The organism is Sphingopyxis sp. YF1 (assembly GCF_022701295.1).
In the GTDB taxonomy this organism is placed as follows: domain Bacteria; phylum Pseudomonadota; class Alphaproteobacteria; order Sphingomonadales; family Sphingomonadaceae; genus Sphingopyxis.
In genome coordinates this window covers 3169842-3188274 of record NZ_CP033204.1, presented here as the reverse complement: position 1 = coordinate 3188274, position 18433 = coordinate 3169842, and the positions used below count along the sequence as shown (strand labels likewise).

Below are 18433 nucleotides of genomic sequence, written 5' to 3'. Positions count from 1 at the left end.
GAACGGCGCTTCGACAAGCTCGGCGCAAACGGGTTTGGAGTAGGGCTTCTATTTCCCCTTCGGCGTCTTGATCCCCGCCGCCTGCTCCAGCTCGACCAGCGCCTCCTCCAGATAGTCGATCATCCGCTGCGCGTGCGGCACGCTGCGCCGGCAGGCGGTGATGCCGAAGTCGATATTCCGGAAATTCGACACCTGCGTGATGTTCATCGCCATGCCGTCGACGGGGATGCTCGCGGGATACATGCCGTCGAGCCGCGCGCCGTTCCAGTACATCTGCTCGCGCGGGCCGGGAACGTTCGAGATCGTCACCGAATAGGCGGGGAATTTGTCGGCGGTGCGGGTCAATGCGGTCAGCATCATCGGCAGGCTGGTGATCGCCATATAAAGCTGGATCTGCCCGGCGGTCATCGCCCGGAGCTGGGCCTTGGCCGAGTTCATCGATTCCTGGATCATCGCCATCCGCGTCGCGGGATCGTCGACATGCGTCGCGAGATTGGCGGTCACCGACGCGACCGAATTGCCCGAATCGATATCGTCCTTCGGACGGATCGACACCGGCGCCATCGCCTTCAACGGTTTGTCGGGCAGCTCGTTCAGCGATTGCAGATATTTGCGCATCGCCCCCGAGCACATGCCGAGCACCGCGTCGTTGATCGTCCCCTCATAGGCCTTGCCGACCGCGCGCACGCGGTCGAGCGACCAGCTTTGCGCGACAAACCGCCGCGCCCCGGTAATGCTGCGGTTAAAGCTCGTACGCGGCACGCCGGAAAAGGGCGTGACGAGGCCTTCGCCGCCCAGGCCGAACATCGCGGCCAGATACTGGTTCATCGCCTTGGTGACGCCGACGCTGTTGCCCCATTGCTCCTTCAGGAAATCGCCGATGGCGGCGATGTCGGTCAGGCTGGGGCGCGGCGGCTTTTTGGGCTGCGGGAATTTGCGCTTATACGCTTCATAGGCCTCGACCGAGAGCGGCGAGGCGGTGCGCCGCTCCCTGGGATCGGGCGAGAACATCGAATTATAGAAATGGATGCTCGCCGCGCCGTCCATCAGCGCGTGATGCACTTTCTTGAAGGTCGCGATCTGGCGATTGGGCAGGCCCGAGATCAGGGTGATTTCCCACAGGGGCCGGGTGCGGTCGAGCAGCCCCGAATGGAGCCGCGAGGCGAGTTCGAACATCTCGCGATAGCGCCCCGGCCTGGGCAGTGCGGCGGCGCGGACATGGTAATGCATGTCGATGTCGCGGTCGGGTTCGAGCCGGATCGGTCCGTACTGGCCGAAAGGCGTCAGCTTGAGCCGTTCGCTGAACGGTCGCCGCAGCCCTTCGGACTGGCGCATCAGTGCGAGCTGTTCGCCCAGCCAGTCGGTCTCGTCGACATCGTCGGGCAGGGTATAGAGGTTGATGCCGCCGATATGCATCGGCATTTCGCGACTTTCGCCCCACAGGAACATCGCGTCGGTCACCGGCATCAGCCGCATCGGCAGCTCTCCCCCTGTTGCTGCATCCGTGGACCGCAGCATGGCAGGGGGCGGCGGCGTGTCAAGCGGGCGGCGCGTGAAAGGCGATGCGCAGCGTCACCGGGCCGGTGCGTTCGAGATGATGCGGCACCAGCGGCGGAACGAGCATCGCATCGCCCGCCGCGAGCGCGCGTGCGCCCCCGACATCGTCGTCCCAGCAAAAACGCACCGCGCCGGCCTCGACCGTGAGTACCCCCCACGCCCCCGCCTTGAGATTGTGCATCCGCAGCAGGCCCGCGGGGATGGTGTCGGCCGCGAAGGGCCCGATCGTGCGGTAGGCCCACGCGCCATCGGGCAGTGCAGGGCCGCGGTCGATGAACATCGTCAGAATCCTGCGGTCCAGCGGACGATCAGGAAGGTGACGCCAAGGAAGGCGAAGCCCGCAGGCACGGCAAGGATCTGCGCCGCGACGGTCTGACCGTCCATCGGCCCGGTCCAGGTGTCGAGCATCCCGCCGACGCGGTCGAGCGGCGAGGCATGTTCGGGACCCTTCTGGGCGTGGAGAATGCCCGCGGTCGCGAAATACATCAGCGCATAGAGCGCGGAGACGACGAGCATGAAGATCGTCGCGGTGTCGCGTCCGGTCGCCGCGCCGAGGCCGAGAAAGAAGATGGCGTAACAGGCGAACATGCTGCGCCAGACCCAGCGCGGCAGCTGGAACCCCGCCTGCATGCCGTTCACTTCATAGGGGTCGTTCGACAGGTGGACGACGGAGCGCGCGGGGGACGGGCGGGAGACGGGGGCAGGCGCAACAGGGTCGGGCGAAACAGGGTCAGGCATGGGGAAGCTCCACTTTCCTCGACAGTGCCTGATCCCGGTCGCGGTGGACCCAGATGCCGGTGAGCAGGCTTTCGGCGATCATTCGCGCCTTGGCGCCGATGTGGTCGGCGGCCTCCGGCGTTGGCGCAATGGTGTGCAGCGTGGCGTAGAAGAGTTGCAGCCAGCGTTCGAAATGCGCCTGATCGAGGCCCGGGATGGCGAGATGCTTGACCATCGGATTGCCCGAAAAATTGCCCGCGCTGAGCAGGATCGACTGCCAGAAACGGTTCATCTGTCCTAGATGCCGGGGCCAGTCGGCGATGCGCGGTTCGAAGATCGGGCCGAGTTCGGTGTCGGCGCGCACCGCGGCGTAGAAATGGTCGACCATCGCCGCGATGAAGGCTTCGTCGATGCCCATCGCGCGCGCATCGTCGCGGCGGCGTTCGCGCGCGGCGAGGCTGTGGGGATGGACGCGGGCTGCTGTGCTCATGATCTCGACTCGTTATTTGGTATTTGAAATACCTGTTATTCGCGATTGATCGTAAAAGCAATATTCCATATACCTATTTTATGCGGCTCAGCCTTCACAGCGACTATGCCCTGCGCATCCTGATGGCGCTCGGCGCGACCGGCGACCTGATGACGGTCGACGAGATCGCGGGGCGCTATGGCGTGTCGCGCAACCATCTCGCCAAGGTCGCGCAGCGGCTGCAGGGGCTTGGCTATGTCGCGACGCAGCGCGGGCGCGGCGGCGGCATGCGGCTGACGCACGAACCCGCCGCGATCAACGTCGGCGCGGTGGTGCGCGCGTTCGAAAATCTCGACAATTTTGTCGAATGCATGGACCCCGCGACCTCGGCGTGCCCGGTGCGCGGCGCCTGCGGCCTGCAGGGTGCGCTCGGCGGCGCGCTGGCGGCCTTCCTCGGCCATCTCGACGGTTTCACCCTCGCCGACCTGCTGCCGCAGCCGGCGCGCTTTCGCGCGCTGCTCGAGGGCGCCTGATTCGCCCATTGCACGGGGGCGCAAAGCCGGTCACAGCTTCGCCATGGCCAAGCTCTATTTCTATTATGCCAGCATGAATGCGGGCAAGTCGACGACGCTGCTCCAGGCGGATTTCAACTATCGCGAGCGCGGCATGGAAACGATGCTGTGGACCGCGGCGCTCGACGACCGCTACGGCGCGGGGCAGGTGACGAGCCGCATCGGGCTGATGGCCGAGGCGCACAAGTTTGATCCCGACAGCGACATCGGTGCCGCGGTGCTGGCCGAAAATGCCGAGCGTCCGCTCGCCTGCGTCCTCGTCGACGAGGCGCAATTCCTGTCGAAGGATCAGGTGTTCCAGCTCGCGCGGCTCGCCGACGAGGCGAATATCCCGATCCTCTGCTATGGCTTGCGTACCGATTTTTCGGCGGAGCTCTTCCCCGGATCGGCGGTGCTGCTCGGCATCGCGGACGCGCTCGTCGAGCTGAAGGCGGTGTGCGAATGCGGGCGCAAGGCGACGATGAACCTGCGCGTCGACGAAAGCGGCCGCGCGGTGGTCGCGGGGGCGCAGACCGAGATCGGCGGCAACGACCGCTATGTCGCGATGTGCCGGCGGCATTTCATGGCGAAACGGCGCGAAGCTGCGGCGGCGCCAAGGGAGGTGGGCGCCGATGCTTGACCGTCTCTATGTCGAACTCGCCGATGGCGACCTCCGGCTCGTCAAGCTGACCGAGGCACATCGCGAGGCGCTGCGCGCCGTCTGTGCCGCCGATCCCGACATCTGGACGATCTGTTCGTCGAGTTTCGGTCCGGGGCATTTCGATGCGAGTTTCGATGTGCTGACCGGCCGGAGCGGGCGCATGCCCTATGCGATCATGGACGCGGGCCGGCTCGTCGGCATGACCGCCTGGTTGCGCCCCGAAGTGTCGGCGCAGACGGTCGAGGTCGGCAACAGCTTCATCCACCCCGATGCGCGCGGGACCGGTTTCAACGGGCGGGTGAAGCGGTTGATGCTCGACCATGCCTTTGCGGTGGGGATTCGCCGCATCGAGTTCCGCATCGACGAGCGCAACGCGCGAAGCCAGGCGGCGGTCGCCAAGCTCGGTGGGGTCAAGGAAGGGGTGCTGCGCTCCGAACGCGTCACCTGGACCGGCTTTGTCCGCGATACCGGGCTGTGGTCGCTGCTGGCGGGGGAGTGGAAAGGGAAATGATATACGGTAGCCATCTTCCCAAGTCAGCGCAGGTTCAGCCTCGGCCTGCTATGTGCCGCGTCATCATGAAACCGCAACTCGCACTCTCCCTGGCCGCTCTGCTGCTTCCCCTTTCGGCAGCGGCGGCCGACGAGCCGTCTGCATCGCGCGAACTCGGTGTGGAAACCGGGATCAGCTTTCCGAGCGATTCGACGCTTCGCGATTATCAAGCTGATGGCGACAGGGGAATCTGGATTCAGGATCGCCGCCGGGACTGGTATTATGGTGAGTTCCTTGGAACCTGCCCCAGCTTGAATTTCGCCCGGGCGATCGGGGTCGAAACGCGCGGCTCGGCCCGGCTCGACAAATATGCCACGATTCTTGTGCGCGGCGATAGTTGTGCGTTGAAGTCTTTCGTGACCTCTGCGCCCCCGCCAAGCAAGGAGGAGCGGAAGGCTGCTGCCGCAGCGGCCAAGGCCGGCAAGTCGAATTGACAATTGAACGCGGCGCCAGCAGGGGCGCTGCGATGAACGGCTGGATCATCCTCGACAAACCCGTGGGCCTCGGCTCGACGCAGGCGGTGGGCGCGGTCAAGCGCGTGTGCCGCGAGGCGGGGCTGGGCAAGGTCAAGGTCGGCCACGGCGGCACGCTCGACCCGCTGGCGTCGGGGGTGCTGCCGATCGCGCTCGGCGAAGCGACGAAGCTGTGCGGCCGGATGCTCGACGCGAGCAAGATTTACGACTTCACCGTGCAATTCGGGACCGAGACCGCAGGGCTCGACGCCGAGGGCGAGGTGGTGGCGAGCAGCGACGCGCGGCCCACGCTGGCCGAGGTGGTGGCCGTCCTGCCGCGCTTCACCGGGCCGATCGAACAGGTGCCGCCGGCCTATTCGGCGATCAAGATCGACGGCGAGCGCGCCTATGATCGCGCACGCAAGGGCGAAACGGTCGCGATGAAGGCGCGGGCGGTCACGGTATATGCGCTCGCCGTCCGGGATGAGGCTGGCAGAGAGGGGCGGCTCGAATCGGTCACCCTCACCGCGCATGTGTCGAAGGGCACCTATATCCGCAGCCTCGCGCGCGATATTGCGCGCGCGGTCGGCAGCGTCGGGCACGTCACGATGCTGCGCCGCACGAAAGCGGGGCCGTTCGCGCTCGATCGGGCGATTTCGCTGGACAAATTGAACGCTTTCGGCCAAGGCGCCGCGCAATCAGAAGTCATTCTGCCGCTTGAGGCAGGGCTGGTCGACATCCCGGCTCTGGACCTTTCCCCGGAAGCGGCAGGGGCGATCCGACAGGGTCGCGTCTGGACCGGGGGGTGCACGCAAGACGGGCTCTATTGGGGACGGGACGCCGAAAATCGGCCCGTCGCGCTGGTGGAGGCTTTGGCGGGAACGCTGAAGGTCGTGCGGGGCTTCAATCTTTAAACAGGATGTTCGAGGAAAAACGAATATGTCGATTACCGCCGAGCGCAAAGCCGAAGTCATCAGCGACAATGCCCGTGCCAAGGGCGACACCGGTTCGCCGGAAGTCCAGGTCGCGATCCTGACCGACCGCATCAACACGCTGACCGATCACTTCAAGGCGCACCACAAGGACAATCACAGCCGCCGCGGGCTGCTGATGATGGTCAACAAGCGCCGCAGCCTCCTCGACTATCTCAAGAAGAAGGACGAGGCCCGCTACCAGGCGCTGATCGCGAAGCTGGGTCTTCGCAAGTAAGAATTTCTGGCGGCCCCGGATTTCCGGGGCCGCTGTCATATTGGTCCCGCAAAAATCGCCGGACCACAGGGCCGTTCCCGCATCCGGCGGGGCCGCCATTGGGGCAGACAGACGCCCTAAACCGCCCCGGGCCGGATTGCCCGGAATCAGAGGCCCCGCCCGGCATAGGGCCCGGCGGGCGAAGGAAACCACATGTTTGACGTGAAAAAAGTATCGATCGAGTGGGGCGGTGAAACGCTGACCCTCGAAACGGGCAAGGTTGCCCGCCAGGCCGACGGCGCCGTGATGGCGACGCTGGGCGAAACGGTCGTCCTGTGCGCCGTGACCGCCGCGAAGTCGGTGAAGGACGGGCAGGACTTTTTCCCGCTCACCGTCCACTATCAGGAAAAATATTCGGCCGCCGGTCGTATCCCGGGCGGCTTCTTCAAGCGCGAACGCGGCGCGACCGAAAAGGAAACGCTGGTCAGCCGCCTGATCGACCGTCCGATCCGCCCGCTGTTCCCTGAAGGTTTCTACAACGAAATCAACGCCATCGCTCAGGTGCTGAGCTATGACGGCCACAACGAGCCGGACATCCTCGCGATGGTCGCGGCGTCGGCCGCGCTCACCATCTCGGGCGTGCCCTTCATGGGCCCGATCGGCGCCGCGCGCGTCGGTTACGTCGACGGCGAATATATCCTCAATCCGACCGACGAACAGGTTGCCGAAGGCGATCTCGATCTGGTCGTCGCCGCGACCTACGACGCGGTGATGATGGTCGAATCCGAAGCCAACGAGCTGTCGGAAGAGGTCATGCTCGGCGCCGTCCTGTTCGCGCACGACGCGTGCAAGGAAGTCGTCAAGGCGATCGTCAAGCTCGCCGAACAGGCTGCCAAGGACCCGTGGGAAGTCGCTGCCGGCGACGACAATGCCGCGATCAAGGACAAGCTCAAGAAGCTGATCGGCAAGGACATCGCCGCCGCCTACAAGCTGACCGACAAGTCGGCCCGCTCGAACGCGCTCAACGAAGCGCGCGCGAAGGCGAAGGCGCAGTTCACCGAAGACGGCCTGTCGCCGCAGGACGTCATGGCCGGCATCAAGCTGACCAAGAAGCTCGAAGCCGAAATCGTCCGCACCGCCATCCTCAAGGACGGCAAGCGCATCGACGGCCGCACGACGACGCAGATCCGTCCGATCGTCGCCGAAACGCACTTCCTGCCCCGCGCGCATGGTTCGGCGCTGTTCACCCGCGGTGAAACGCAGACGATCGCCACGGCGACGCTCGGCACCAAGGAAAGCGAACAGATGGTCGATGGCCTGAACGGCCTGTCGTACCAGAACTTCATGCTCCACTATAACTTCCCGCCCTATTCGGTCGGCGAAGTCGGCCGCTTCGGCGCGCCGGGCCGCCGCGAAGTCGGTCATGGCAAGCTCGCCTGGCGCGCGCTGCACCCCGTGCTGCCGACGAAGGACGAGTTCCCCTACACGATCCGCCTGACCAGCGACATCACCGAGTCGAACGGCTCGTCGTCGATGGCGTCGGTCTGCGGCGGTTCGCTCGCGATGATGGACGCCGGCGTGCCGATCAAGCGTCCGGTCTCGGGCATCGCGATGGGCCTGATCCTGGAAGGCAAGGATTATGCAATTCTGTCGGACATCCTCGGCGACGAGGACCATCTCGGCGACATGGACTTCAAGGTCGCGGGCACGTCCGAAGGCATCACCACGATGCAGATGGACATCAAGATCGCGGGCATCACGCGCGAGATCTTCGAAGCCGCGCTCAACCAGGCCAAGGAAGGCCGTGCGCACATCCTCGGCGAGATGAACAAGGCGCTCGGCGAAACCCGCAGCGAATTGTCGGCGCACGCGCCGCGCATCGAGACGATGCAGATCGACAAGTCGAAGATCCGCGACGTCATCGGCACCGGCGGCAAGGTGATCCGCGAGATCGTCGCGACCACCGGCGCCAAGGTCGACATCGACGACGAGGGCGTGATCAAGATCTCGTCGAGCGACCTCGACCAGATCGAAGCCGCGCGCAAGTGGATCGCCGGCATCGTCGAGGAAGCCGAAGTCGGCAAGATCTATGACGGCAAGGTCGTCAACCTCGTCGATTTTGGTGCGTTCGTGAATTTCATGGGCGGCAAGGACGGTCTCGTCCACGTCAGCGAAATCAAGAACGAGCGCGTCGAGAAGGTCTCGGACGTCCTCAGCGAAGGCCAGGAAGTCAAGGTCAAGGTGCTCGAGATCGACCAGCGCGGCAAGGTCCGCCTGTCGATGCGCGTCGTCGACCAGGAAACCGGCGAAGAGCTCGAAGATACCCGCCCGGCGCGCGAACCCCGCGAACCGCGCGGCGATCGTGGTCCGCGCCGTGACGGCGGCGACCGTGGTCGCGGCGGCCGTGACCGCGGCCCGCGCCGCGACGGCGGTGATCGCGGCCCGCGTCGCGAGCGTTCGGAAGACGGTCCGGAAGATCAGGGCCATGTGCCCGACTTCCTGAAGGACTAAGTTCTTCGCGATTGGAAAAGAGAAGGGGCTGCCGAAAGGTGGCCCCTTTTCTTATGGCGACTTTGGGTTGGGGAAAGGGCGCTCCCTTGAATCCTCCCCATGGCTTCGCCACAGGGAGGAGCGAGCGTCCGCTTTCAGCCGCCCTCGATCCTGTCGGCGCGCGGCGCTCAGCCTCGTTGCGCCCGCCAGTCGGCGTAAAGGTCCGGTCGCCCGGGGAGGCGCACCGGCAGGTGGCGGATCGTCATGCTCTGTTCCGCAAACGGCTTCGCCAGATCATCGTAGACCGCCGCGGTCGAGAGCCCGTGCGGTGCACCATCCTCGTTCGAATAGGCGTAGGTCACCGCGGCAACCCCCGCGAGGCGCATCGCCGCCATGCACATCGGGCAGGGATGACCGCTCGCGAAGATCGCGCAGCCCGAGAGGTCGGGCGAGCCCAGCACCTGGCTGGCGCGCCGGATCGCGTTGAGCTCGGCGTGCGCGGTCGGATCGCCGGTCCGGCCGATCTCGTTGACGCCCGATGCGATGATCTGTCCGTCGCGGACGATCACCGCGCCGAACGGGCGGCCGCCGGCCTCGGCATTGGCGTAGGCGAGCGCGATCGCCTCGCGCAGATAGGCTTCGTTCTGGTCCATCGTGGAGTGTCCGTTCCGTTTCGATTCCGGCTTTCCGAAATGCCACGATCGAGGGCCGACTGTCCACGCCGACCGACGCCCCCGCGGCCTCGCGCGGCGACCGGGCGCCGGTTCTCCGAACTGTCAGCCGCCGAAGCGCTCGGCATAGTCGCGGCGCAGCGCTGTCCAATTGTCCCAGTGCGGCGCGGGCGAGGTGCCGCGCAGGCGCGCCGCGAGGACGTCGAGATGGGCGTGCCAGCCGGCGCTGACGTTGAGCAGGACCGACGGGTCTTCGATGCGCCGATGGACGATCGTCAGCAGCACCTCTTCGCCCTCGTCGCGAAGGGTGAAGGTCACGCCGCCGGTGCTGCCCCAGCTGATCGTCAGGCGGTGCGGCGCATCGATCTCGATGATTTCGCAGGTCATGCGATGCTCGTCACCCATGCCGTCGGGGCGCTCCCCCGGCGGATCGGTGAGTTCGTCGTTGCGCCAGACAAGATCGACCGGCGCGCCGGCCCTTTCCTCCATCACCCCTGCCGCGAGCCACTGGCGGCGCAACGCGCCGTCGGTGAGATAGGCCCAGCTTCGGGTGATCGGCCCCGGCAGCCGCCGTTCGATCGTCAGCGTCGCGGGTTCGGTGAGGACACCATAGTCGGCGAGCATGTTCGTCATCGTCATTCTCCTTCTTTCCCGGGAGGGGGAGCTTTCGCGGGTGGGGGCGGCGCGTCGCGCAGCAGCGATTCGAGCGTGTCGAGGCGGCCGGTCCAGAAGCGGCGGTAGATCCCGAGCCACTGGTCGGCGCTCATCAGCGGCGCCGGGTCGAGGCTGCAGACATGCGTGCGGCCGCGTATCTCGCGGCGGATCAGCCCGGCCCTTTCGAGCACGCGGACATGTTTCGACGCCGCGGCGAGCGACATGGCGAAAGGTTCGGCAAGCTCGCCGACGCTTCGCTGCCCGGCGGCGAGTTCGCCGAGCATCGCGCGCCGCGTCGCGTCGCCGAGTGCGTGGAAGATCGTGTCGAGGATCTGCGAATCATGTTCAACCATAAGGTTTAATATGGCGATGTATCGGGAACAGTCAACCATTTGGTTTAATGTTTCCGATGCCCGCTCCCGGAGGCGGGCAGTTTCCGGCTTTCGCGGCGCGGTGCATCGGGTCATAAGGAAGGGATGATCAACCCGTTCCTCGTCGCGCTCGCCCTCGCTGTTCAGTCGTCCGCCATTCCGCCACAGGCGACACAATTGCCGCCACCCCCGCCGCCTATCCCCGCGCCGGTTACACCCGTGGTCGAAATCGACACCCGGCCCCATGTCGCGCTCGTCACCGATCTCGGCACGATCATCGTGCGGTTGGAGGACAAGCGCGCGCCGGTCGCCGCCGCCAATTTCCTGCGCTATGTCGACGGTAAACGGATGGACGGGTTCCAATTCTATCGCGCGACGCGCAACTGGGGGCCGGCGAACCAGCTGGTGCAGGCGGGCAACCGCGGCGATGCGCGCAAGAATTATCCGCCGATCGCGCACGAGCCGACGACGAAGACGGGGCTGACCAATTGCAAGGGCGCGCTGTCGATGGCGCGGCTCAACCCCGGCGACGCGACGAGCGATTTCTTCCTGCTGCTCGGCGACATCAAGGGGTTCGATGCCGACGCACCGGGCGGCGACGGCGCAGGCTTTGCGGTGTTCGGCGAGGTGGTCGCGGGCGCCGATGTCGCCGAACGGATTTTCAACGCGCCGATCTCTCCGACCGCGGGGGACGGGGTGATGCACGGCCAGATCCTCGACCCGATGGTGACGATCAAGACCGCGCGGCGCGTTCCGGCCCCCGCCGATGCTCCGGCGGGCTGCGTCGTCAAAGCGCCGTAAAACCGCGCCGGCCCCTCCATCATTTATTTTGCGTTCATCCGCGCTGTGGCTATACCGCGGCCATGACTCAGCGTCCTTCCCTGCGCGCCTCGACGCGCCTGCTCGCCGCCGCTCTCGTGATCTCGCCTTTGCTGGCCGCCTGCGCCGGGGGCAGCGGGGTCAAGAAGGACACGCGTTATGTCGCGCGCGACGTCAACACGCTGTACCGCGCCGCGCAGGACCGGCTCGACCGGCGCCAGTACGGCCTCGCCGCGGCGCTGTTCGACGAGGTCGAGCGCCAGCATCCCTATTCACCCTGGGCGCGCCGCGCGCAGCTGATGAGCAGCTTCAGCTATTATATGGACCGCGAATATACCCCCGCGATCGAGGCGGCGCAGCGTTTCCTCTCGATCCACCCGGGCAACAAGGATGCGCCCTACGCCTATTATCTGATCGGGCTCAGCTATTACGAGCAGATCAGCGACGTCACCCGCGACCAGAAGATCACCCAGCAGGCGCAGGCCGCGCTCGGCGAAGTGATCCGCCGCTATCCCGACAGCCGCTATGCCGCCGATGCGCGGCTCAAGATCGACCTTGTGCAGGACCATCTCGCCGGCAAGGAAATGGAAATCGGCCGCTTCTATCAGCGCAGCTCGAACTGGCTCGCAGCGTCGATCCGCTTCCGCGAGGTGACCGAGAAATTCCAGTCGACCAGCCACACCCCGGAGGCGCTCTATCGCCTGACCGAATGCTATCTCGCGCTCGGCGTGCCGTCGGAAGCGAAAAAGGCGGCGGCGGTGCTCGGCGCCAACTATCCCGGCAGCGAATGGTATGACCGCGCCTACAAGCTGATGCAGAAGCACGCGCCGACGGCGTGATGCCGCAAGGCGTGGATTCGCGCTTTGTTCTGTTATAAGGGCAGGCCATGCTGACGGCCCTGTCCATCGCCAATATCGTCCTCATTGAACGGCTCGACCTCGATTTCGCGGCCGGGCTCGGCGTGTTGACCGGCGAGACCGGCGCGGGCAAATCGATCCTGCTCGACGCGCTCGGGCTCGCGCTCGGCATGCGCGCCGACAGTGCGCTGGTGCGGCAGGGCAGCGACAAGGCGCAGGTGACCGCGAGCTTCGCCGCGCCCGCGGCCGGCACGGCGCTCGCCGCGCTGCTCGCCGATAATGAGATCGAGATCGAACCCGGCGAGCCGCTGCTCATCCGACGGACGCTCAAGGCCGACGGCGGCAGTCGCGCTTTCCTGGGGGACCAGCCCTGCTCGGCGGCGCTGCTGCGCGAGGTGGGCACGCACCTCGTCGAAATCCACGGCCAGCACGACGAACGCGGGCTGCTCGCCCCCGCGGGGCATCGGGCGCTGCTCGACACCTATGGCCGCTGCGACAGCGCCGCGGTGGCGGCGGCGCATGGCGAATGGCGCGGTGCCGAGGCACGGTTGGCGGTTGCGCGCAGCGCGCTCGACGAGGCGGTGCGCGACCGCGAATGGCTCGAACATTGCGTCGCCGAACTGGCCGCGCTGGCGCCGCAGCCGGGCGAGGAGGCCGAGCTCGCCGAAGCGCGCACCGCGATGCAGAAGGGCGAGCGGATCGCCGGGGACATGGGCGCGATCATGGCGGCGTTCGAGGGCAGCGACAGCGGCCCCGCGCAATTGCGCGCCGCGGCGCGGCGGCTCGACCGGCTCGCGGGCGACCATCCGCTGCTCGCCGAGGCGCTCGCCGGGCTCGACCGCGCGATCATCGAGGCCGACGAGGCCGAGCAGCGGCTGAACGAGGCGGCGCGCGCGCTCGAATATGATCCCGCGCGGCTCGAAGAGACCGAGGCGCGCCTGTTCGAACTGCGCGCGATGGCGCGCAAGCATCATGTCCAGCCCGACGAACTCGCGACCCTTGCAGGCGACCTTGCGGCGCGACTCGACGCGATCGACGGCGGCAGTGAGGGTCTCGCGAGGCTCGAGGCCGAGGTCGCTGCAAAGGCTGCGGCCTATACCCACGCCGCGGCCGCGCTGTCGGATGCGCGGACGAAGGCGGCGCTGCGGCTCGACAAGGCGGTCGCGGGCGAACTCGTCCCGCTCAAGCTCGACGCGGCGCGGTTCCAGACGCTGGTCGAGCGCCTGCCCGCCGAACGCTGGGGCGCCGAGGGCATCGATCGCGTCGAATTCCTGATTTCGACCAACCCCGGCGCGCCCTTCGCGCCGCTGATCAAGATCGCGAGCGGCGGCGAGCTTTCGCGCTTCATCCTCGCGCTCAAGGTCGCTCTCGCCGAAGAGGGCGGCGCCGAGACGATCATCTTCGACGAGATCGACCGCGGTGTCGGCGGTGCGGTGGCGAGCGCGATCGGCGAGCGGCTCGCGCGGCTGGCCAAGGGAACGGGGGATGGCGCGGGCAGGCAATTACTTGCGGTGACGCACAGCCCGCAGGTCGCGGCGAAAGGCGCTGCGCATTTCCTGATCGCCAAGTCGAGCGAGGGCACCGTCACCCGCACCGGCGTTCGCGCGCTGGGCACCGCCGAACGCCGCGAGGAAATCGCACGCATGCTCTCGGGCGCCGAGGTCACCGACGAAGCCCGCGCGCAGGCCGAACGGTTGCTGGAAGTGGCGTGATGAAGATTGAAGCCCCTCCCCTTCAGGAGCCCCGGGGCCACAGCCGCGCTCTGGCGCCCGGTCGGCTCTGAGCGATGACCGCCCATCCCCTCGACCGCCCCGTCTGGAGCATGCTCACCGGGCGCCAGTCGCATCTGGCCGAGGGCGACGCGCGGGCGCTGCGGCTCGATCGCGGCTATGGCGTCTTCGGCGTTGCCGCCGACACCGGCGCCGAGGCGCAGGCGGCGCTCGCGGCGCTCGTCCCCGATGACGGTGAATTGTGGATGGTCGAGGACGAGGCCTGGCCCGTGCCGCCCGGCACGCGCGAGGTGAAGCGTGCCGTCCTTGCGCAGATGGTCGCCGGCGGCTCGCCGCCGATGCCGCGCGGCGGCGAGCCTGCGATGATCGCGCTGGGCGACGATGACGCCGCCGAAATGGCGGCGCTCGCCGAACATGCGAAACCTGGCCCATGGGGACCCAAGACGCATCTTTACGGCCCCTTCTTCGGGATTCGCGAGAACGGGCGGCTGCTCGCGATGGCGGGTCAGCGCATTCTGGTGCCCGGCATGGCCGAGGTCAGCGGCGTCTCGACCTGGGAGGATTGTCGCGGCCGGGGCCTCGCGCGCGCGCTGATCGGGCATGTCATGCGGGCGATGATCGCGCGCGGCGAGACCCCCTTCCTGCACAGCTATGCCGACAATGCGGGTGCGATTGCGCTCTATGAATCGCTCGGCTTCCGCATCCGGCGGCAGGTGCATGTGCTGGCGATCGCGCGATGAACCGGCGCGAACATCTCGCCGCGCTGCTGGCCATGGCGGGGATGCTGTTGCCCGCCGGAAAACTCAGGGCGCTGGAGGCGCGGATGGAAGAAGTCGTTCCCGAATATGGCCTGATCGGCCAGATGATCGCGCAGCCCGGGCAGCGCGCGGCACTCGTCGCGGCGCTCGCCGAAGGCACCGGCACGATGCCGGGCAACATCGCCTATCTGATCGGCGAGGACAGCGCGAACCCCGACGCGATCTGGATCGTCGAGCTGTGGACAGACAAGGACGCACATGCCGCCTCGCTTGAACTGCCCGCGGTGCAGGAGGCGATCCGGAAGGGCCGTCCGCTGATCGCCGGATTTGGCACTCGCGCCGAGTTCAAGCCGGTGGCAAAAGCGCGCGCATGACCGACATTGAATCGCTGACCGAAGCCGCCGCCGCCAACGAACTGATGCGCCTCGCCAAAGCGATCGCGCGTCACAACAAGCTCTATCACGCCGACGACAGCCCTGAGATTTCGGATGCCGATTACGACGCGCTCGTCCGTCGCAACAATGCGATCGAGGATGCCTTCCCGCACCTGATCCGCGCCGACAGCCCGAACCGGCTGGTGGGCGCGGCGGTCGAGGCGTCGCCGCTCGCCAAGGTGACGCACCGGCAGCGGATGATGAGCCTCGACAACGCGTTCGCCGCCGAGGATGTCGAGGAGTTCGCCGCGCGCGTTCGGCGCTTCCTCAACCTGCGCGAGGACGAGGCAATCGCGCTCACCGCCGAGGACAAGATCGACGGCCTGTCCTGTTCGCTGCGCTACGAAAAGGGCAAGCTGGTGCAGGCCGCGACGCGCGGCGATGGCAGCGTCGGCGAGGACGTCACGCCGAACGTCGCGACGATCGAGGACATCCCGCAGGAGTTGAAGGGCGAGGTCCCCGACGTCTTCGAGATTCGCGGCGAGGTCTATATGGCCAAGGCCGATTTCGCCGCGCTCAACGACCGGCTGATGGAGGAGGGCAGGGCGCTCGCGGCGCAGCGCGAGGCGGATTTCGACCCCGCCACTGTCCGCCAGTTCGCCAACCCGCGCAACGCCGCGGCCGGGTCGCTACGCCAGAAGGACGCAAGCGTCACCGCATCGCGTCCGCTGCGCTTCCTCGCGCACGGCTGGGGCGAAGTCAGCGCGGTGCCCGCCACGACGCAGTTCGCGATGATGGAGATGATCGCAGACTGGGGCGTTCCGGTGTCGCCGCTGCTGCAGCGCTTCGACGGCGTCGAGGGCGTGCTCGCGCACTACCGCCGGATCGAGGCCGAGCGCGCCGAGATGCCGTACGACATCGACGGCGTCGTCTACAAGGTCGACCGGCTCGACTGGCAGGGACGGCTCGGCTTCGTCGCCAAGGCGCCGCGCTGGGCCATCGCGCATAAATTCCCTGCCGAACGCGCGCAAACCACCCTGGAAGCGATCGATATCCAGGTCGGGCGCACCGGCAAGCTGACCCCCGTCGGGCGGCTCACCCCGGTCACCGTCGGCGGCGTCGTCGTGTCGAACGTCACCTTGCACAACCGCGACGAGATCGGGCGGCTGGGCGTACGCCCCGGCGACCGGGTGGTGATCCAGCGCGCCGGCGACGTGATCCCGCAGGTGGTCGAGAACCTCACCCGCGACGAGGAGCGGCCGCCCTACGTCTTTCCCGATCATTGCCCGGTGTGCGGCAGCGAAGCGGTCGCCGAGGAGGGCGAGGTCGATGTGCGCTGCACCGGCGGGCTGATCTGCGCCGCGCAGAAGTTCGAACGGCTGCGGCACTTCGTCAGCCGCGGTGCGCTCGACATCGAGGGGCTGGGCGAAAAGAGTATCCAGGAATTTCTCGATCTCGGCTGGCTCGACAAGGGGCCCGCCGACATCTTTCGCCTGAAGGCGCACCGCACCGAATTGCTGGCGCGCGAGGGGTGGAAGGAGAAATCGGTCGACAATCTTTTTGCCGCGATCGAGGCGAAAAGGTCGCCCGATGCGGCGCGCCTGCTCTTCGGGCTCGGTATCCGTCATATCGGCGCGGTGACCGCGCGCGACCTGCTCAAGGGCCTCGGCGATATTGCGCGGCTTCCCGAGAGCGCGGCGGGAATGCAGGCCTGGCTCGACGCCAACCCGCAGGGCGAGGGCGAATCCGACGGCAAATATCTCGCGCGCCGGATGGAGGCGATCAAGGCGATCCTCGAAGTCCGCGCCGACGGTATCGGTCCCGCGGTCGCCGAGGCGCTCGGCGACTTCTTCCACGAACCGCACAACCGCGCGTTGTGGGACGACCTGTTCTCCGAAGTGTCGCCACCGCCCTATGTGGTCGAGACGCGCGACAGCGAAGTATCGGGCATGACGGTGGTGTTCACCGGCAAGCTCGAAACGATGAGCCGCGATGAAGCCAAGGCGCAGGCCGAGGCGCTTGGCGCCAAGGCGGCGGGCAGCGTGAGCGCGAAGACCGACCTCGTCGTCGCGGGCCCCGGCGCAGGCTCGAAGCTCAAGCAGGCCGCCGCGCTCGGCATCCGGGTGATCGACGAGGCCGAGTGGGCGGCGATCGTCGCCGCGGCGGGCTGACCTCCCGTTTCATGGAAGGCCGATTGGATCATCGTGGGTTTGATATGAGCTGTTCGCCCAGAGCTGGTCGAAGGGCCGTCCTTGTCTTTCGGCGCTGAAGGAAGGAACAGTGCTTCGACAGGCTCGGCACGAACGGTTTTGGATCGCGATGCCGTGCGCCAAATCACAGACGGCGCGGGCAAAATGATATGAGGGAGCCGCATGGCCAAACGTGACTATCTGAACAGCCTGATGCGTGACCTCGAATCGCATACCGAGGTGCGGCGGTTCGGCAGCGGCTGGCTGTCGGGCTTTTTCGGGCTGCTGTTCGCGATCGCCGGTTTCTTCATGGTGATCGCGCTGCGCTTTCCCGACTGGTTCGCGACCCCCGAGCTCGCGATCGTCAAGAATTGGGGCGGCTTTCGCGGGCTGGTGCACGCGATCCTGCTCACCAGCTATGGCCTCTCGCTGCTCAGCCTGCTCCTCCGCCCGCGCAAGGCGCTCGGACTGACCGCGCTGATGATCGGGCTCGCCGCGGTGCTGATCGGCGGCGCGAATGTCCAGCCGCAGGAAACGCGCGACTGGGGCATTTTCTTCGGGCTCGACTTCTTCGTCGTCAACCTGCTGATCACCGGCTTCATGTTCGCGCCGCTCGAACGCGCGTTTCCGCACCGGCGAACGCAGCGCCTCTTCCGCACCGAATGGCGCGAGGATCTTTTCTACTATCTGGTCAGCACGATGTTCGTGCAGGTGCTGAGCTTCCTTGCGCTCGCGCCCTCGACGATCATCAACGACCATACGAACAGCTGGGACGCGTTCCGCGCGGCGGTTGCGTCGCTGCCGTGGATCGTCCAGTTCGCGATCGTGCTCGTCGCGTCGGACATGGCGCAATATTGGTTCCATCGCCTGTTCCACAAGGTGCCGTTCCTGTGGGGTTTCCATGCGGTGCACCACAGCGCGAAATCGATGGACTGGCTCGCAGGATCGCGGATGCATTTCGCCGAGATCATCCTGCTGCGCGCGATCACCTCGCTGCCGCTCTTCACGCTCGGGTTCAGCCCGTCGGTGATGCAGGCCTACATCGGCTTCGTCTATGTCTGGTCGTCGCTGCTCCACGCCAATGTCGGCGGCAGTTTCAACCGCGCCGGGCACTGGATCACCACCCCGCGGTTCCATCACTGGCACCACGGGCTCGAGCGCGAGGCGTTCGACGTCAATTTCGCGATCCATTTCCCGTGGATCGACAAATTGTTCGGCACCTTTCATTTTCCGGAAGACCGCTGGCCCAGGGACTATGGCATCCCCGAGGATGTGCCGCGCAATTACTGGGGCCAATTGCTCTATCCGTGGACGCGCACCGGCAAGAAGACCGACGAGACGCCGGCGGAATAACAAGCGCGGCATTGCGCGCCTG

The 18433-nt window shown here is 66.7% G+C and carries 21 protein-coding genes; 14 read left to right on the top strand and 7 right to left on the bottom strand.

From position 1 onward, the window contains the following. Positions 1-48: 48 nt before the first annotated feature. From EAO27_RS15480 to EAO27_RS15465, 4 genes are all read right to left on the bottom strand, one after another. The gene (locus tag EAO27_RS15480) at positions 49-1476 is read right to left on the bottom strand and encodes a wax ester/triacylglycerol synthase family O-acyltransferase (RefSeq protein ID WP_242771350.1); all 1428 of its coding nucleotides are present in this window, start codon (positions 1474-1476) and stop codon (positions 49-51) included. A 61-nt stretch (positions 1477-1537) separates the two neighbouring features. Beyond that, positions 1538-1837 carry a DUF1971 domain-containing protein gene (locus EAO27_RS15475; RefSeq protein ID WP_242771347.1) on the bottom strand — a complete coding sequence of 100 codons (300 nt, stop codon included), beginning with the start codon at positions 1835-1837 and terminating at the stop codon, positions 1538-1540. Positions 1838-1839: 2 nt separating this feature from the next. After that, complete coding sequence (locus tag EAO27_RS15470) at positions 1840-2295, bottom strand: hypothetical protein (RefSeq protein ID WP_242771345.1); 456 nt, start codon at positions 2293-2295, stop codon at positions 1840-1842. Continuing rightward, positions 2288-2764 carry a group III truncated hemoglobin gene (locus EAO27_RS15465; RefSeq protein ID WP_242771343.1) on the bottom strand — a complete coding sequence of 159 codons (477 nt, stop codon included), beginning with the start codon at positions 2762-2764 and terminating at the stop codon, positions 2288-2290. Before EAO27_RS15465 ends, EAO27_RS15470 begins: the two co-directional genes overlap by 8 nt. Before the next feature lie 80 nt (positions 2765-2844). Between EAO27_RS15465 and EAO27_RS15460 the strand changes: the two genes are divergently transcribed. From EAO27_RS15460 to pnp, 7 genes are all read left to right on the top strand, one after another. Then, entirely contained in the window at positions 2845-3276 is a 432-nt protein-coding gene (locus EAO27_RS15460; RefSeq protein ID WP_242771341.1) for an Rrf2 family transcriptional regulator, read from the top strand. Between the two features lie 43 nt (positions 3277-3319). Then, positions 3320-3934, top strand: coding sequence for a thymidine kinase (locus tag EAO27_RS15455; RefSeq protein ID WP_242771339.1), 615 nt, complete (start codon positions 3320-3322; stop codon positions 3932-3934). Then, entirely contained in the window at positions 3927-4466 is a 540-nt protein-coding gene (locus EAO27_RS15450) for a GNAT family protein (protein ID WP_242771337.1), read from the top strand. The genes EAO27_RS15455 and EAO27_RS15450 overlap by 8 nt, the downstream gene beginning before the upstream one ends. A 65-nt stretch (positions 4467-4531) precedes the next feature. Next, positions 4532-4939: a DUF6491 family protein gene (locus EAO27_RS15445; protein WP_242771335.1), complete on the top strand. Its 408-nt coding sequence runs from the start codon at positions 4532-4534 to the stop codon at positions 4937-4939. A 32-nt stretch (positions 4940-4971) separates the two neighbouring features. Further along, a complete protein-coding gene (truB, locus tag EAO27_RS15440; protein ID WP_242771333.1) occupies positions 4972-5871 on the top strand; it encodes a tRNA pseudouridine(55) synthase TruB in 900 nt (299 codons plus the stop codon). 25 nt (positions 5872-5896) lie between these two features. Next, entirely contained in the window at positions 5897-6166 is a 270-nt protein-coding gene (gene rpsO, locus EAO27_RS15435) for a 30S ribosomal protein S15 (RefSeq protein ID WP_242771331.1), read from the top strand. Positions 6167-6358: 192 nt separating this feature from the next. Then, on the top strand, positions 6359-8656 hold the full coding sequence (gene pnp, locus EAO27_RS15430) for a polyribonucleotide nucleotidyltransferase (protein ID WP_242771329.1): 2298 nt from the start codon (positions 6359-6361) through the stop codon (positions 8654-8656). Between the two features lie 167 nt (positions 8657-8823). Here pnp and EAO27_RS15425 read toward each other — a convergent pair whose 3' ends face one another. From EAO27_RS15425 to EAO27_RS15415, 3 genes are all read right to left on the bottom strand, one after another. Further along, positions 8824-9288 (bottom strand): nucleoside deaminase, encoded by a 465-nt coding sequence (locus tag EAO27_RS15425; RefSeq protein WP_242771327.1) that lies wholly within the window; start codon positions 9286-9288, stop codon positions 8824-8826. Between the two features lie 123 nt (positions 9289-9411). Beyond that, positions 9412-9939: an SRPBCC family protein gene (locus EAO27_RS15420; RefSeq protein ID WP_242771325.1), complete on the bottom strand. Its 528-nt coding sequence runs from the start codon at positions 9937-9939 to the stop codon at positions 9412-9414. 2 nt (positions 9940-9941) lie between these two features. Continuing rightward, on the bottom strand, positions 9942-10313 hold the full coding sequence (locus EAO27_RS15415; protein WP_242771323.1) for a metalloregulator ArsR/SmtB family transcription factor: 372 nt from the start codon (positions 10311-10313) through the stop codon (positions 9942-9944). Positions 10314-10436: 123 nt separating this feature from the next. Here EAO27_RS15415 and EAO27_RS15410 point away from each other — a divergent pair, with 123 nt between their 5' ends. The 7 genes from EAO27_RS15410 to EAO27_RS15380 all read left to right on the top strand — a co-directional run bounded on the left by EAO27_RS15410 (position 10437) and on the right by EAO27_RS15380 (position 18411). Further along, a complete protein-coding gene (locus EAO27_RS15410) occupies positions 10437-11132 on the top strand; it encodes a peptidylprolyl isomerase (protein ID WP_242771321.1) in 696 nt (231 codons plus the stop codon). A gap of 62 nt (positions 11133-11194) precedes the next feature. Next, complete coding sequence (locus EAO27_RS15405) at positions 11195-11989, top strand: outer membrane protein assembly factor BamD (protein ID WP_242771319.1); 795 nt, start codon at positions 11195-11197, stop codon at positions 11987-11989. Positions 11990-12036: 47 nt separating this feature from the next. Continuing rightward, positions 12037-13719 (top strand): DNA repair protein RecN, encoded by a 1683-nt coding sequence (gene recN, locus EAO27_RS15400; RefSeq protein ID WP_242771317.1) that lies wholly within the window; start codon positions 12037-12039, stop codon positions 13717-13719. A gap of 74 nt (positions 13720-13793) precedes the next feature. Beyond that, a complete protein-coding gene (locus EAO27_RS15395; protein ID WP_242771314.1) occupies positions 13794-14477 on the top strand; it encodes a GNAT family N-acetyltransferase in 684 nt (227 codons plus the stop codon). Next, on the top strand, positions 14474-14869 hold the full coding sequence (locus tag EAO27_RS15390) for a putative quinol monooxygenase (protein WP_242771312.1): 396 nt from the start codon (positions 14474-14476) through the stop codon (positions 14867-14869). The genes EAO27_RS15395 and EAO27_RS15390 overlap by 4 nt, the downstream gene beginning before the upstream one ends. Then, the gene (ligA, locus tag EAO27_RS15385; protein WP_242771309.1) at positions 14866-17040 is read left to right on the top strand and encodes an NAD-dependent DNA ligase LigA; all 2175 of its coding nucleotides are present in this window, start codon (positions 14866-14868) and stop codon (positions 17038-17040) included. The genes EAO27_RS15390 and ligA overlap by 4 nt, the downstream gene beginning before the upstream one ends. Before the next feature lie 201 nt (positions 17041-17241). Then, the gene (locus EAO27_RS15380; RefSeq protein WP_242771307.1) at positions 17242-18411 is read left to right on the top strand and encodes a sterol desaturase family protein; all 1170 of its coding nucleotides are present in this window, start codon (positions 17242-17244) and stop codon (positions 18409-18411) included. The last annotated feature ends 22 nt before the right edge of the window (positions 18412-18433 follow it).